The following is a 14,465-nucleotide window of genomic DNA, read 5'->3' on the forward strand; positions in this document are numbered from 1 at the left end:
CCTCACTTCTCCGTGCCGGAGTCGCCGCGCCGCGGGGTGGTCCGGGCCGCGGATTTACGGGTGCGCGCGGGGGATTTGGGGGCGGTCTTGGCGACGGTTTTCGCGGGAGCCTTCGTGACCTTTTTGACGGGCTTCTCCTCAACACCGTCTGACGGAACCCCACTTGATGTCCCATCACCACTCGGCTCCGCCCCCGGAGGGACCGGTGCCCCGGGCGCCCCGAACGGCAGCACCCGCACCTCGGGCCGTTCGACCGGCCTGCCCGCCACCGGTATCTGCCGCCCGTCGATGTAGACGAGCGTGGCCTGGTAGACGAGGGACAGGGTGTACGGCGTCTGGTAGAGCATCCCCCACAGCTTCGAGGTCTCGTCGACGTCCATCACCATCGGCGTGAACCGCACCCGCTGCGCCGCCTCGGCGAGGTCGCTGCCCGCCAAGTAGGGCCGCTCACCGGCCTGTTCGATGACGTCCTTCGGCAGGACCGGGATCTCGTGCAGCGTGCGTACGACGGAGCCGACCAGCCGCTGCCCGACGAGTTCCTTCTCGTCGCCGTAGGCGCTGATCAGGTAGTGCAGGTCGAGCGCGGCGGCGGCCCGCTTGACGAGGGTGCCGTCGGGCGCCCGGGTCGGCAGGTCGTTGTTGCGCTGCGAGCTGTTGGGGGTGACCTGGTAGAGGAAGACCGAGATGGTGGGCTGCTCCAGCTGCGGGTCGGCGGGCGGCTTGCGCGGCTCGACCTTGACGGCCTCGCCGAACTCCGGGCCCACGTTGTTCTCGATCAGCAGCGCGAGGGCCTGGGTGACATGGGCGATGGCAAGTGCGTTGCTCATGACGTCGGTTCCTCGGTTCCTCTCGGCCTGCTGATCCCTGTTCCGTGCTTCACTCGCGCCCCCGGGCCAGGTACTCGGCGAGGCTCAGACTCGCCCCGGCCCGCGCCTTCGCGGGCGCCCCCGGCCGTCCGCCGCCGGCGGGCCGCGCGGTCACTTCGAGCCGCCCGATCTGCACCTGGACCACCTGCTCGGCACCCCGCGCGGGCCGCCGGGCCGCGGCCTGCCGTACGGCGTCCCGGGCTGCCGCCGTGTCGGCGGCGCTGGGTCGCAGCGCCGCCGACACGGCGTCGGGAGCGGCGTCCGTACCCGGGGGACGGGCACGGCCGCCGCAGTGGGTGCGGGCGCCCGCTCGGCCCGCGCCACCGCCCGCCGCCCGCCCTCGGGTAACGGCCGGGGCGCCGGTACGACGGCTGCCGCGGGCCGCAGCAGCGGCGCCTCGGCGCGGTCCGGCACGGCGGGACGCGGGGCGGGCCGCTCCGGGTCCCGTTCGGTGCGTACGACGGTCCGCTCGCGTTCCGTGTGCGTCCTTGTCTCCGCGGCCGCCGGGCGCGGCCCTTCCGCCGGCGATACGGCCGCCGGCGAAGTGGCCGGCCACAGCAGCGCGTCCTCGTCCGTTGCGGGTGCGGTGGCCCGGACCGCCTCGACCCGTTCGAAGGGGCCGGGCAGCCGGGGCCGTACCCGTGCCGCGGCCGGCCGCGGGGCGGTGTGCCGCGCGAGCAGCCGGTCGAGGAAGTCGGGGCCGGTCGGCGCGTCCGGGGAGTCAGGCATCCGCACACAGCTCCAGGTAGTAGCGGCGCCGGGTGGGGCTGAGCGCCAGGATCTCCGGCTCGCTCCACCCGTAGGCGGTGGCGAGCAGGTGGACGTCGAGCAGCACGTCCCGTGCCCAGGCGTCCAGTTCGGTCCAGAGGTAGGAGGCGATGTCGAGCTCGGCCCGGGTGGCCGCGCCGCACTCGGGGCAGGCGACGTTGAGCGCCAGGTCGGCGCCGGGGTCGGCCGCCTCGGCGGCCTCGGCGATCCGGCGCTGCACGGCCACCGGCAACTCGGCCGCGGACACCGCCGTACCGTCGCGGGAGGCCGATACGAGACACCGGGCGAGCAGGGCCGCGCGCGCGTCCGCGGAGCGGGTCGCGGCCGTCAGGTCGGCGATGCCGGGCAGCCGGAACTCGACGTCCCAGCCGTCCTGTCGGACCCGGACGACCGAGTCACCGCGCCCACCGAACGATCCGGCCAACTCCCCGGCGTCCAGCTCGAACTCCATGTCCTCGCCGCACGCCGCGCAGGCCAGCCGTACCTGCATCCGCTCGCCGAACAGCGCCCGGCGCAGCGTGAGGAGGTCGGCCTCCCGTTCGCCCACCGGCAGGGCCGGCAGAGCCGCCGCGTCGGCTTCCGGGCGGGCCGTGCGGTGCAGCAGCAGGGCGCGCCCCGCCGCCGCCTCGCCGAGCCCGGCCTCCCAGGTGGCCAGCAGCCCGGCCGGCCGCCCGTTCACCCCGTTGATCGTCATCGCCTCCCCCGCTTCCCTCAACCAGCCCTGCTTCAGGCCGGGTTGAGGAACGACGGCTCCTCCGGCTCGGGCACCTCGTAGTCCCGCTCCCAGCCCTCGCACTCGAGCTTCAGCGACTGGATGGCCACCGCGTTGGCGTTGGCGTCCATCTCGCCGAGGACCTGGTACTCGCTGGGCCAGGTCCGGTAGAGCTTGTGCGAAACAGCCACCTGCCCGGCCTCGTTGAGGACCTGGATGACGATGTCCTTGCGGAAGTCGGCCAGGGACACCTCGGAGCCGACGCCCGCGCCGACCTGCCAGACCTTGTTGGCCCAGCGGTCGAACTCGGGGTCGTGGGTGACCCCGCGCTCCAGGGTGATGCCCTCGAACTCCGAACGCCCCGGCGACTTGCGCGGGGAGGAGGGGTCGCCGCCGTGCCGGTGCTTGACGACCTCCGTGGTCCGCTTGAGCGGACTGATCTTGCTGATGCCGGCGACCGTCCGACCGTCCCACAGGACAAGGAACTTGAAGTTCTTGTAGGGGTCGAAGCGGTGCGCGTTGACCGTGAACTCAGCCATCTCTACTTCCTCGGTATCCCTGGCCTCAGAGCGCGAACTGCCCGGACGTCTGCTGGATCCTGACGACCACGAACTCGGCGGGCCGCACGGGTGCGATGCCGACCAGCACGTTGACGACGCCGTTCGCGACGTCCTCGTCCGTCGTGGTCTCGCTGTCGCACTTGACGAAGTACGCCTCCCGCGGGGTGCTGCCCTTGAAGGCGCCCTGGCGGAAGAGCGTGTGCAGATACGAGGAGGCGGACAGCCGGATCTGCTGCCACAGGCTCTCGTCGTTGGGCTCGAACACGACCCACTGGAGGCCGCGTTGGAGACTCTCCTCCACATGCAGCGCGAGCCGCCGCACGGGCACGTACTTCCAGGCGCTGTCGAGCGCGTCGGAGCCCTCAAGGGTGCGTGCGCCCCACACCAACGGCCCGGTGACCGGGAAGGTGCGCAGGCAGTTGACGCCGAGCGGGTTGAGCAGCCCGGTCTCACGGTCCGTCAGATCGACGGTCAGCGAGTGCACTCCGACGAGCTGCGCCTCCGTACCCGCGGGTGCCTTCCAGACCCCGCGCTCGGAGTCGGTGCGCGCGATGACGCCGGCGACCGCGCCGGACGGCGGGAAGGCGCGCAGCCGACCGGTGAGCGGGTCGGTGAGCTGGACGTGCGGGAAGTACAGGCCGGCGTGGTTGCCGCGCACGGCGTCGAAGGCGGACAGCCCGGCGCGGGCGCCGTCCACGCTCACCCAGGTGGCGGGCGCGTCGACCAGCAGGAAGATCCGCCGCTCCTCGCACAGCCGCTGAGCAGCGGATACGACCGTCAGCGCGTCCTCGATCTGCTCGTACGAGGCGAGCTCCGGCAGCGACAGCAGGTTGACGTCGGCCACCCCGCGCAGCGCCTGGATGCCGGTCTTGTCGGCCTCGGAGCCGATGAGGTCGCGCGGGCCGGGGGCCGCCCCGTCCTCGCCGCCCTCGAGCGGGAACACCGGCGGGTTGACCGAGGCCTCCAGACCGAGGTCGTTGGCGCACTCGCCGAGGAAGCGGACGACGTCCTCGGGGTCGGTGGAACCGGCGACCACCTGGATACGGCGGCCGAAGGCGGTGACCTCGACGCCGGCGAAGGCGTGCTTGCCGGGCGCGTCGGGCAGGGCGCGCAGCTTGCGCTCCAGCAGCAGCGCCAACTCGGCCACGGTGGACGGGGCTTCGCCGTCGCAGTCGGCGTCGTAGAGCTTGAACTCGCGCTCCACGTCGCCGATCTTCACCGTCAGGTCGACGGCCAGGTCGGGTAGTTCGTGCCCGAAGGGCTTGGAGACGGTACCGGAGGGATCCGGCCGCCCCTCGCCGACGACCTCGACGCGGATGAGCCGCGAGCCGGCGTTGATGACGGTGGGCGCGTAACTGCCGCTGTCGGCATCCGTCGACAGCCCGGTGAAGCTCTCGCGGGCGTCGCCCTTGGCGTCGTAGACCCGCAGGTTGAAGGTCTCGTCGGGGCACGGGGTGTCGTAGTCGACGGCGACCCGCAGGCCGTTGCCCCACACGCCGGGTTCCTTGGCGTGCACTTCGAGGACCCGGCTCTCGCTGTGGCCCTCGGTGGACTCCAGGACGACGCAGGCGGCCTTGCCGCTGCCGGCCTTGGCGACCCGGACGATCACGGCGACCGAGCCGCCGTTGCCGAAGAACTGGTGGACCGCGTAGGCGAGCGGGCTCTGCGCGCTCAGGCCGCCGAAGCGCCGCTCGAAGTCGGCGAAGCCGGTGACGCGCACCGGCTCGTTCAGCGGGCCGCGGCGGGTGTGCCCCACGAAGGCGGTCACCGAGGTCGTCACGGCGGAGATGGTGCGGGTGCTGCTGGGAAGCTCTTCGACGTAGACGCCCGGGTAAGTCGGCCTCGCGGCGCTCACGGCATTCGTCGGCATTCCCCCTCCTATCCCTGCTCAGGCACCGGTTGGCAGGCACCAAGAGGCGGCAGAGGGAGAGGTCACTCCACGACGGCGTGCGGCAGTCACCCGACGCGAGCCGACGCGCCGGTCCGTACACCCCGTATCAGTTTTCCCCCGTCATTGCCCCGGACGGACGGCCGCCCGGGTCAAGCAAGCACGCTTGTGACTCCTGATGCTCAAGTGCTCATTCCACCCTGGGGAGTTGGCCGTTGCAGGAGCAAGGCGGGTTCACGCCAGTCCGAAAGGAGTTTCGATGAAGTACGGCGCGCACGACCCACACCGGATGTGCGCGTGTCGGAACAGGCGCTTCACAGATTTCACACAGGCTCTGGTGCAGCACAATGGAGTCCATGTCCCGACGTACCTCGCAATCCAGGCGGCAGCACGGCTCCGCCCCCGTTCACAAGCCCTCCTGCCCTTGCGGTCTTGCGGAGACGTACGAGAAGTGCTGTGGCCGATTCCACGGGGGTGAGGCCGCGGCGCCCACCGCCGAGGCACTGATGCGTTCGCGCTACACCGCTTTCGTGAAGCGCAACGAGCGCTATCTGCTGGGGACTTGGCATCCCAGCACCCGACCGGCGACGGTCGACTTCGACCCCGGGACGCGCTGGACCGGCCTGGAGATCCTGGGCACGACCGACGGCACGGCCTTCCACACCACCGGCACGGTGACCTTCCGCGCCTCCTTCAAGGGCGGTTCGCTGCACGAGCGCAGCCGGTTCGAGCGGGTGGAGGGGGCGTGGGTGTACGTGGACGGGGAGTTCCTCGACGGCTAGCGGGCGCCGAGTTCCCCGTACAGCCGGACACAGGTGTCGGTGGCGCGGTGCAGGCGGGCGACGGCGAAGCGTTCGTTCGGGGCGTGGATGCGGTCGCCGGGGAGGCCGAAGCCGAGGAGGAGGGTCTGGGTGCCGGTGATGGTGGCCAGGTCGCCGACGAAGGGGATGGAGCCGCCCGAGGGCAGCAGGAGGGGAGGCCGGCCGAAGACGGGGACGGTGGCCCGGCACGCGGCGGCGACGCCCGGATCGCGGAGGTCGAGGGTGTACGGCGGGCAGGCGGCCAGGGGGATGAGCCGCACCCGGACTCCTCCGTGCCGGATACGCCGCTCCAGATGGGCGCGGAGGGCCCGGAGCACCGCGACCGGTCGCTGATCGGGGACCAGGCGGATGCTGAGCTCGGCGGTGGCTGCGCGCGGGACGGCGGCACGGGCCGCGGCGTGCAGCGCGGTGACGACCACGGCCGGGCGGACGGTGGCTCGCTCGAAGGCGGAGTACCCGGGTTCGCCGTGTCCGTAAGGGAGTTGGGCCGCGGCGAGGAGTCCTCGGTCGGTGGGTCCGTCACGGGTGAGGCGGGCACGGGTGGCCGGGTTCAGGGGCCTTACGTCGTCGTAGAAGCCGTCGACTGCGATACGACCGTCAGGGCGATGCAGGCCGGCCACCGCGGCGGACAGCACCTGCGCGGGCTCGGCCACCGCACCGCCGTAGGCGCCGGCGTGCAGGTCGGTGGCGGGGCCGGTCACCTCGAGGCGGACGGAGAGGGAGCCGCGCAGACCGGTGACGAGGACGGGGGTGTACGGATCCCGCATCCGGGTGTCGGAGACGACCGCGAGATCGGCACGCAGGTGGGCGGAGCCGCGGCGCAGGGTGTCCCGGAGGGTGGGGCTGCCGATCTCCTCCTCCCCGTCCAGCACGACCCGCAGATTGACGGGCGGCCCACCGGTCGCCAACCAGGCCTCGATGGCGGCGAGTTGAGCGACGAGCTGCCCCTTGTCGTCGCTGGCGCCGCGGGCGTGTACGTATCCGCCGCGGACCGTCGGCCGGAAGGGCTCGGTGACCCACGCGCTCCGGGATCCGGCGGGCTGGACGTCGTAATGGCCGTAGACGAGCACCACGGGGGCACCGGGCCGCCGCAGCCACTCACCGGTGACGACGGGAGCGACCCGCCCCGGCCGCACGGCGACGGCGTCGAGCCCGATGCGCCGGAGGTACGCGGCGAGTCGGGTGGCGCAACCGTGCAGGTCACGACGGTGGGCGGGGCTGGCGCTGACGGTGGGGTGGCGGAGCAGGTCGAGGAGGAGAGCGAGGGTGTCGGGGCGGCGGGCGTGGGCGTGGCGGAGGGCGGAGGCGGTGGGGGCCTTGCCGAGGAGCCGGGCCGAGGCGGTGGGGGCCCGGCCCAGAGCCCGGGCGGAGGCGGTGGGGGACCGGCCGTGGAGCCGGACGGCACCCGGGCGGGCGTCCTTGAAAGGCGGGAGTGCACCCGCGCGGACGGCGTCGATCGCTCACCCCCGGTGGCCGGAACAGTCCCGAGCAGCCGGATTCGCTGCGCTTCTGCCGGAGAGACCGCCCCGGCGGAGGCGGCCTCACGGCTTTCGATCACACTCGTGCCCCGTTGAGGTGCGCGGGAGCGCGGCCTCGCGTCCCGCCGGCCGGGCCGGTGCCGCGGGCCACCGGTGGGGCCGGTGGGCGGGAGCGGGTGACGCGTTGGGCGCCTGCCGTGGGGGCCGACGAGCGGTCCCAGGGCATGCCCCGGCGGTCCTCCTGGCGGACCGCGACGCCCAGTGACTGGGCGCTGGTCAGCCATTCCTCCGCGCTTTCGGCGATCTCCAGGAGCAGGGTCTCGAACTTGGCGCGCTGGGTCTGGAGCAGGTGCGGCTGGGCCAGCCAGCGCAGCACGTCCCGGCCGGCGATGCCCATACGTTGCCGCGGCGAGGTGACCAGGCGTTCGCCGAAGTACTGGGCCAGCACGATCTCGACGACGTCCCACGCGGTGTCGGCGCCGTAGAGCCGCCTGATGTCGTCGGAGCCGAGGATCCGGTACGCCTCGTCGAGGAGTTGCATGACCTCGACGCGGAGCACGTTGACATGGCCGTACGAGGTGAACTTGAGGTTGTTGCGCAGGTCCAGGCCGGCCCGGCGGACGACGGCGATGCTGCCGAAGCTCGGGTCGTAGGCCCGCTCCCGCACCACGTCCGCGATCCGCTTGTCGCGGTGGAAGAGGGCGACCTGGTTGACGAACTGCTCCAACAGGCCGTGGAAGTCGCTGTTGGCTCGGGAGCCGGAGGGGACCGGCGCCCGGCCGTAGCCGAAGGCACGGCGGTACGCGGCCAGCCGGTCCCGGCGGGTGTAGCGCAGCACCTCCCGCCGGTCGAACTGGTAGAGCGCGTACGCGCCCGACCCGCTGGACAGGTACACGGCACCCGCCCGGAACAGTTCCTGGAGCTTCTGCACGGCGCGGAACACGCCGATCATCTCGTGCTGGTAGATGTAGTAGAGGTCGGCCATCGCCACGAGCCGCTCGGACGACACCGTCTCGTCGTACGGCTCGATGGCCTGCGGCAGCCGCGTCTTGCCGAGCGCGTCGGCGGCCTGCTCCCCGATGCCGACCAGTTGGGCGAGGCCCTTGTCCGGCGGCGGCTTCTGCTCCAGGTCGGCCTTGACCGCGGACTGCAGCAGGTCGTCGATCTGCTTCGTCAGTACGTCCGCCAGCTGCGGATCGGCGACGAGCTGCGCGGACAGCCGGTCGGTGACGGTCTCCCGGAGGGCCGCGATGCGGTCGAGGAAGGCCTGGTAGTCCTGTTCGTTCGCCATGGGTCTCCTCCGTCAGGTCGTCAGGGCGTCGACCGTGTTGCTGCGGATGCCGCCCGGGTTGACCACGGTGATCAGCCAGGTGACGGGGGCCGACGGCGTCCCGGCGGGCAGGAAGCCGAAGGTGAAGCCCGCCCGGCCCGCACGGCTGAGGTCCACCGCGTCCGTGGATCGGACCTCACCGAGCTCCGCCCGGCCCTCCGGGACGAGGACGGCCCGCGAGCCGGTCTGGAAGCCGCGGCCCACGACGGTCACGGTCCGGGTGCCGGTCGTCTCGTCCCGGACCACGTCGTCGACGAAGACGATCTCCAGGGTCTCGGGGCGCTGCACGGCGCTCGACAGCCGTACCGTGTCATCGAGTTGGGTGCGCAGTTCGCCGAGGGCCCGCCGGACGCGCGGAGTTCGCATGCCCTCCGGCAGGTTGCGGTCGCCGCCCTGGTTCAGCGGTGCGGCCAGCCCCTCGGTGAGGAGCACCAGTCGGGCCAGCTCCTTCAGCATGGGCGCGATCGCGATGACCCCGTCCTTGCCGGCGTCCTGGATGAGCCGCGGCCCCTCGGCGGTGGAGACCCGCACCACCCAGTCCAGCAGGTCGGACAGGAGGATCGGCGGAGTGGGCGGGGTCGGTGGCGTGGTGCTCGGGTCGCCGTCCTTGAACTGCAGTTGGATGGTCTGGCGTTGGGCCGCGTCCACGAAGACGGAGTCCAGCGCGAAGACGGTCTCCTCCACGGACTGGGCCACGACGTCCAGGCTGCGGGACAGCTGGATCAGCACGGTGCCGAGTGCGGTCTGGTCACTCGTGCCGGAGAACAGGGCGCGGTCCACCTCCCAGCCGGCGGCGAGCGCGAGGACGTGGTCGACGACGATACGGAAGTTGGTGACGATCCGTTCCTCGTCGAGGGTGCCGATGCGTGCGGTGCTGAGTCCGAACCGGTCACGCAGCTGGGCGAGTTGGCCGCCCACCGCGTCCGGGTCGAGTTTGATGCCGGGGTTGCGGTTGCCGAGCAGCAGCGTGAACAGCTCGTCCACGCGCCGGATGCGCGGTCCGCCCTCCACCGCCAACTCGTCGACGAGCTCACCGAGTTCCGCCCGCACGATGGTACGGACCGCCTCGGTGTCCTGCGGGTCGGCGGCCGGGTCGAGCGGGACGAGGGCGTCGAGCAGCGGGACGATCTGGTCCAGCGCGTTCTTGGCCCGCTGGTAGATGCTGGCCTGCGCGCCGGTGAGGGCGCCGAGGTCGGCCTGGACGGCGTAGCCGCGCGGATGCCAGGTGAACTCGGTGTGGCCCTGCACGTCGCGCAGTTCGAAGGCGCCGGCCAACGCGGCCTGGAATCCCGAGGTGTTGGAGCCGGGACGCCAGCCGAGGACGTCCCGCAGGGCGTTCTCCACGGTCTGGCCGAAGGACGCGGCGCGGTCGACGACACCGCCGCCCACCGCCGCCCGGCCCCCGCCGCCGATCTCCTCGGTCAGCACGGGAAAGGTGGACAGGTCGACGATGTTCGGGTCGGGCGCGGGCGGGGCCGAACCGCCGGACGGCGTACCGGAGTTGCCGTCGAGGTAGTAAACGGGGTCCACCTGCATGCGGGAGTGCACCTCCACCGGGAACCGGCGCATCGGCCGGCCGTCCTGACTGGCCACCGCCACCAGGAACCGCCCCGCCGAGGGCGCATGCCACTCGTAGTAGCCCTTGTCACTCGCCTGCGTGGTGCCGAGCCGGGCGGCGCCGTCGGCGCTGAAGAACTCCACCGTGGCGAAGGCGAGTTCGGCGCCGGTCTCGTCGCGCACGAAGCCGTAGATCACGTGCGGTTCCTCGTCGAGGACGAGGTCGGGCGCCAGGGTCGTGCGCTGCTCGGTGACGGTCGCGGTGACGCCCTCGGGCGGATCCGCGAGCAGCTTGCGTCCGCCGACGGTGACGGGCTGCCGCGCGGGCTTCACCTGCCAGTTGCCCACCGGCAGGTTACGGAAGGCGTAGTGCCCCTGCGCGTCGGTGACCGCCTTCTCCAGCCGGTCGTCCTCTTCCTGCCGGGCGGCGATCGCGACCTGACTCAACGGGACTCCGGCGCCGTCCGTCACATCCCCTTCGAGGTGTCCGGTCGCCGTGGTGGCGAGCCGGAACGCGAAGGAACCGGACAGGTCGGTCTCGTCTCCGGCCCGGACCGTGACGTTGGCGCGGTGCCGGCCGGGTACCGCCTCGACGGGCAGCCGGGTGGTGCCGTACGCGACGGCGGAGGTGTCGACGACGGCGACGGTGACCCGGCCGGCCGCGACGTCCTCGAAGACACAGGTCGGGTTGATCGCGTCGGTGGTCACCCGCTCGGGTTCGTCGGTACGGCCGTCCGCCCGCGTCAGCTCGAAGACCACACCGTTCAGCGGGGTGTCGTTCAGGAGCGGGGTGACGGAGAGCTCGGCCGGGGCGGGCAGGTAGTAGACGTCGACGGAGTACTCGGGCGGCCGGCCCTCGCCCACGGTCCGCCGGTCGATCTCGAACTGCCCGTCGCGCGGGACGACCCGGGCGCCACGGTGGGCGCACGGGATCACGGTCACCTCCGCGTCCCGGCAGGCGGCGTAGACGGCGCCGTCGGAGGCGCTGGTGAAGGTGTGGACGTCCCCCTTCGTGTGGCCGTCCACCTTGATCTCGGCTCCGGCGAGCGGCTCGCCGGACTCGAGGAGGGCGTACAGCAGGAACAGCCGCCGGTCGTTGCCCGGGGTGAGCACGACCTCCACGTCGGCGCGGCCGTGCTCGGGGATCTCGATGTGGTGCCGGTCGTCGGCGGCGCCGTGCGCGACGAGCGCCTCGGTGAACTCGGCGGGACCGTCCCCGGGCAGGACGTCGACCCGGTAGCGCCCGCAGGGCAGCCCCTTGGCGTGGACGAGGCCCTCCTCGTCGGAGGCGTCGAGGGTGATCGGCCCGCGGTGCGCCGCTTCCTCGTCGCCGTGTGGAGCGCCTCGGGTCAGTGTCAGGACGACACCGGCGGGCGTGGGCCAGCCCTCCTGCCACCGCTCGGGCTCCTTCTCCTTGACGCGGCGCGGGCTGAGGAAGACCCGGATCGTCAGTTTCGACATCGTGCTCTCCTTCCTCTCCAGGTCAGCGGCCGACGCCGGACGTGGAGCACGGGCTGGTCTGCGCGGCGATCTCCTGCCAGTAGCCGAGAGTCGCCGGAAGCACGTCGTTCCACAACGACCGCTGGCACGCCTGGACGCAGGTGACCACCTCGTCCGCCCAGGCGGTCGCCTCCCGGCCGCGCTCGCCGCCGAACGTGCCCAGATCGGCGAGGCGCTCGGGGGCCGCGAGCTGGGCGGTCAGGACGCTGCCGAGGAAGTGGACGTAGGACTGGCACAGCGCGACGGCGGTGGCGTCGCGACCCTGCAGTGCGGTCGCCGCGCGTTCGGACGCACCGCTGATCTCCAGTGCGGCATTGCCCACCTCGTCCACCAACACCACTCCCCCACCCCGTGGTTGGTCGGACACGGCGATCAGTTCCAGTTCGCGCGTGGTGTCGCGCAGCCGGTGCAGGGCCGCCGTGAGGGCCGTGTGAGCGGACTGGAGGGTCACCGTCATCGCCTCGCCAGTTCCGTGTAGAAGTTGCGGGTGATCACGCCCGGGCGGGCGAGGCCGCGGTCGAGGGCGGACCGTGCGGCGCCGATCAGGAAACGGGCCGGGATGATCCCGGGGTCGGTGCCGGCGGCGAGCCGCTCGGCGGCCTCCCGCTGCATCGCGTACTCCTTGCCGCCGAAGGGCAGCACCTGGGCGAGGGTACGGCGGCCGAGCTGCGGGAACGGCCGGAAACAGAGGGCGTCGACGACCGCCGGATGGGCGGCGGCGAAGGTCGCGACCAGTTCGCGCGGCAGGCTCCCGGCCCGCGGATCGGGATAGATCGTGCCCCACAACCGCCCGTACCGCTCGGCCTGTTCGCCGAACCCCATCCGCCGCAGCAGCTCGATCGAGATCCAGGCCCGGAACCAGGGTGTCGGATGCGGGCCGACCGGGCTGTACGTCAGCACGGTCGCCGGGGCGCGGCCGATCACGTCGAGCAGCGAGCCGACCACGGCGGGGCCGCCGAGCAGCAGGGCGCACAGGTCGGCGTGGATCTCCCGGTTCCACCGCACCCAGGTGCGCACGACGGCGGGCGGGCAGCCCTCGTCGAGGAGCCGGCGGGCGATGGCCCGCGGCACGGCCTTGTCGAGGCCGAGGTCGCTCTGCAGGTTGTGGGAGACCTCGTGGAGGACGGCGCCCAGGGTCCAGGGGTTCACCAGGCGGTGGTACGGCAGCTGGACGAGCGGGAACGGGTTGAGCCGGCGGCCGAGCCGGCGCAGTGGGATGCCACGCCGGAAGGTGGCCGGGGAGAACCCGGTGCGCATGAAGGAGAACGGCGGCGGGGCGGGCAGCGGCTTGGCCTCCCCCACCCCCAGATAGGCGGCCTGGTAACAGGACAGGGCGATCCGGTCGCAGGACAACAGCGCATCGGCGAAGCCCGACTGCCGCTGCCCGAACAACTCGAAGTAGAAGTCCCAGATCCGCTCGACCTCACGCACCCAGTCGTGCGCCTGCTCCTTGGCGGTGAGCAGCCCCTGCATCCGCCGCGCGTCCGGCCTGGCCACCGCACTCCGGGCCAGCTCCCGCACCTGCCCGCTCTGCCGCAGCAGTTCACCACGCAACTGCCCCAACAGCGCGTTGACGGCCTGGAGATGACCAGCAGTGGGCGCGGCAGCTCCGGTACCGAACTCCCCGGCCCGGAAGGGCCGCAGCGCGGCGGCATGCCGGGTGACGTTCAACCCCTGGGCCCGCAGCCAGGGTTGCCGAACGGGAACACGGGTCGGGCTCCGTGGAGCAGCCCGCCCGCTCTGAACGACGGCGGTACCGGGATCGGGTGTCCGCACCGGAGCGGCCGGCCGTACCTGAGCGGCCAGCACCGCCTTCCTCGGCACACGAACCCGGTCACGGGCAGTCGACGCACTCATCGCCATCCTCCAAACGCAGGCCCACTACGCGCCCCCACAGGGGCGCGGGGAACTGCGCGACCAGCCACAACGAACCCGCACCCGCCCCACGACATCGCGCGGCACCCACCTCCGACAAACCAGCCCCGGCCTCAGTCACACGCCCTACGGCTGCCGCGAGCGACCCGGCCGGTAGACAGGAACCGGGACCCACGCAACGGACATCGGCGGCAGCCCGGCGCCCCCAGGCGGCGCATACCGTCGCCGCGCACCCGGAACCGTCGGCCGCCCGCGCCGCGCAGGCACAGGCGCCGCCACGGACCGCACCGCGGCAGTCGACACCGGCGCCACCGCGCCCGTACCGGACCGCACAGCCCGGTGATACCGGCGATCCACGGCCCGCGCCCGCCGCAACACCGCACGACGCCGCCGCGGATCGGACAGCACGGCCGCGGTCTGCCCGGCCAGTGTGCGGGCCGCGGAACGCGCCGTGACCGGCCGCCCCTGGGCGACCTGGCGGGCCAGGCTGCGCGTGGTGCGTACGGCGATCGTGGGCAGCGCCCGGACCAGCGGCCGGGTCGCGGGATTGCGGCGCAGCGTGCGGGTGACGCCCGCGAGACCGCGTACGAGCTGCGGAGCGCTGCGGATGACGGCCGGCGCGGCCCGGCGGACCAGCCCCACGGCGATCGGCGCGAGCGCCCCGATGAACGCCTCGGCCTCCTCCTCGGACTCCGTCTCGGCGGCGGCATGCCCCAGGTGCTCCATCAGCGCGTCCGGATAGACCCGGCGCAGGGGATTGGTCATCCCCTCGGCCTCGTACTCGGCGGACTCGTACTCGCCCGCACCCTCGTACTCGTATTCGTAGAGGGACTCCTCCTCGAACTCCCCCTCGTACAGGCCCTCTTCCTCGTACTCCTCCTCGAACTCGCCCTCCGACTCGAAGAGATACTCCCCCTCCGAGTCGCCGCCGCCCAGCGCACCCAGCGCAGAGCGCGCCGCCCGGCCGGCGAGTCCGGCGAGGGAGGACAGGAACTCCTCGCCCTCGTCCTCCGTTTCGGCCTCGTACAGGTTCTCCCACTCCCCTTCCAGCTCGGGGAGCGGCGCCGCGCCGGACGTCCTGGGACCGACACCGTTGGTGGTCGTACTCAT

The 14,465-nt window shown here is 72.7% G+C and carries 13 protein-coding genes; 1 reads left to right on the forward strand and 12 read right to left on the reverse strand.

The annotated features are described in order from the left end of the window. Positions 1-2: 2 nt before the first annotated feature. Genes ACQEWB_RS09680 through ACQEWB_RS09705 form a run of 6 tightly spaced genes read right to left on the reverse strand, consistent with a single transcriptional unit; the run spans position 3 to position 4,776 of the window. Complete coding sequence (locus tag ACQEWB_RS09680; protein ID WP_432829102.1) at positions 3-827, reverse strand: DUF4255 domain-containing protein; 825 nt, start codon at positions 825-827, stop codon at positions 3-5. Between the two features lie 49 nt (positions 828-876). Then, on the reverse strand, positions 877-1,002 hold the full coding sequence (locus tag ACQEWB_RS09685; protein ID WP_432829104.1) for a hypothetical protein: 126 nt from the start codon (positions 1,000-1,002) through the stop codon (positions 877-879). After that, on the reverse strand, positions 978-1,595 hold the full coding sequence (locus ACQEWB_RS09690; protein WP_432829106.1) for a hypothetical protein: 618 nt from the start codon (positions 1,593-1,595) through the stop codon (positions 978-980). The genes ACQEWB_RS09685 and ACQEWB_RS09690 overlap by 25 nt, the downstream gene beginning before the upstream one ends. Then, entirely contained in the window at positions 1,588-2,328 is a 741-nt protein-coding gene (locus ACQEWB_RS09695; RefSeq protein WP_432829108.1) for a hypothetical protein, read from the reverse strand. The genes ACQEWB_RS09690 and ACQEWB_RS09695 overlap by 8 nt, the downstream gene beginning before the upstream one ends. 32 nt (positions 2,329-2,360) lie before the next feature. Further along, positions 2,361-2,885 carry a phage tail protein gene (locus ACQEWB_RS09700; RefSeq protein WP_432829110.1) on the reverse strand — a complete coding sequence of 175 codons (525 nt, stop codon included), beginning with the start codon at positions 2,883-2,885 and terminating at the stop codon, positions 2,361-2,363. A gap of 25 nt (positions 2,886-2,910) precedes the next feature. Next, the gene (locus ACQEWB_RS09705; RefSeq protein ID WP_432829112.1) at positions 2,911-4,776 is read right to left on the reverse strand and encodes a phage tail sheath subtilisin-like domain-containing protein; all 1,866 of its coding nucleotides are present in this window, start codon (positions 4,774-4,776) and stop codon (positions 2,911-2,913) included. Between the two features lie 374 nt (positions 4,777-5,150). Between ACQEWB_RS09705 and ACQEWB_RS09710 the strand changes: the two genes are divergently transcribed. Further along, positions 5,151-5,576, forward strand: a complete 426-nt coding sequence (locus ACQEWB_RS09710) for a YchJ family protein (RefSeq protein WP_432829114.1) — start codon at positions 5,151-5,153, stop codon at positions 5,574-5,576. Here the strand turns inward: ACQEWB_RS09710 and ACQEWB_RS09715 are convergent. The 6 genes from ACQEWB_RS09715 to ACQEWB_RS09740 form a co-directional block, all read right to left on the reverse strand. After that, complete coding sequence (locus ACQEWB_RS09715) at positions 5,573-7,072, reverse strand: M20/M25/M40 family metallo-hydrolase (RefSeq protein ID WP_432843722.1); 1,500 nt, start codon at positions 7,070-7,072, stop codon at positions 5,573-5,575. The genes ACQEWB_RS09710 and ACQEWB_RS09715 overlap by 4 nt on opposite strands. Positions 7,073-7,169: 97 nt before the next feature. Further along, positions 7,170-8,384, reverse strand: coding sequence for a hypothetical protein (locus ACQEWB_RS09720; RefSeq protein WP_432829116.1), 1,215 nt, complete (start codon positions 8,382-8,384; stop codon positions 7,170-7,172). A gap of 12 nt (positions 8,385-8,396) precedes the next feature. Beyond that, positions 8,397-11,441: a carboxypeptidase regulatory-like domain-containing protein gene (locus tag ACQEWB_RS09725; RefSeq protein WP_432829118.1), complete on the reverse strand. Its 3,045-nt coding sequence runs from the start codon at positions 11,439-11,441 to the stop codon at positions 8,397-8,399. Between the two features lie 22 nt (positions 11,442-11,463). Continuing rightward, the gene (locus tag ACQEWB_RS09730) at positions 11,464-11,937 is read right to left on the reverse strand and encodes a hypothetical protein (protein ID WP_432829120.1); all 474 of its coding nucleotides are present in this window, start codon (positions 11,935-11,937) and stop codon (positions 11,464-11,466) included. Then, positions 11,934-13,151: a hypothetical protein gene (locus ACQEWB_RS09735; protein WP_432829122.1), complete on the reverse strand. Its 1,218-nt coding sequence runs from the start codon at positions 13,149-13,151 to the stop codon at positions 11,934-11,936. The genes ACQEWB_RS09730 and ACQEWB_RS09735 overlap by 4 nt, the downstream gene beginning before the upstream one ends. 330 nt (positions 13,152-13,481) lie before the next feature. Continuing rightward, positions 13,482-14,465: a hypothetical protein gene (locus tag ACQEWB_RS09740; protein ID WP_432829124.1), complete on the reverse strand. Its 984-nt coding sequence runs from the start codon at positions 14,463-14,465 to the stop codon at positions 13,482-13,484.

The sequence above is a fragment of the Streptomyces sp. CA-249302 genome, assembly GCF_050936785.1.
Taxonomy (GTDB): Bacteria; Actinomycetota; Actinomycetes; order Streptomycetales; family Streptomycetaceae; genus Streptomyces.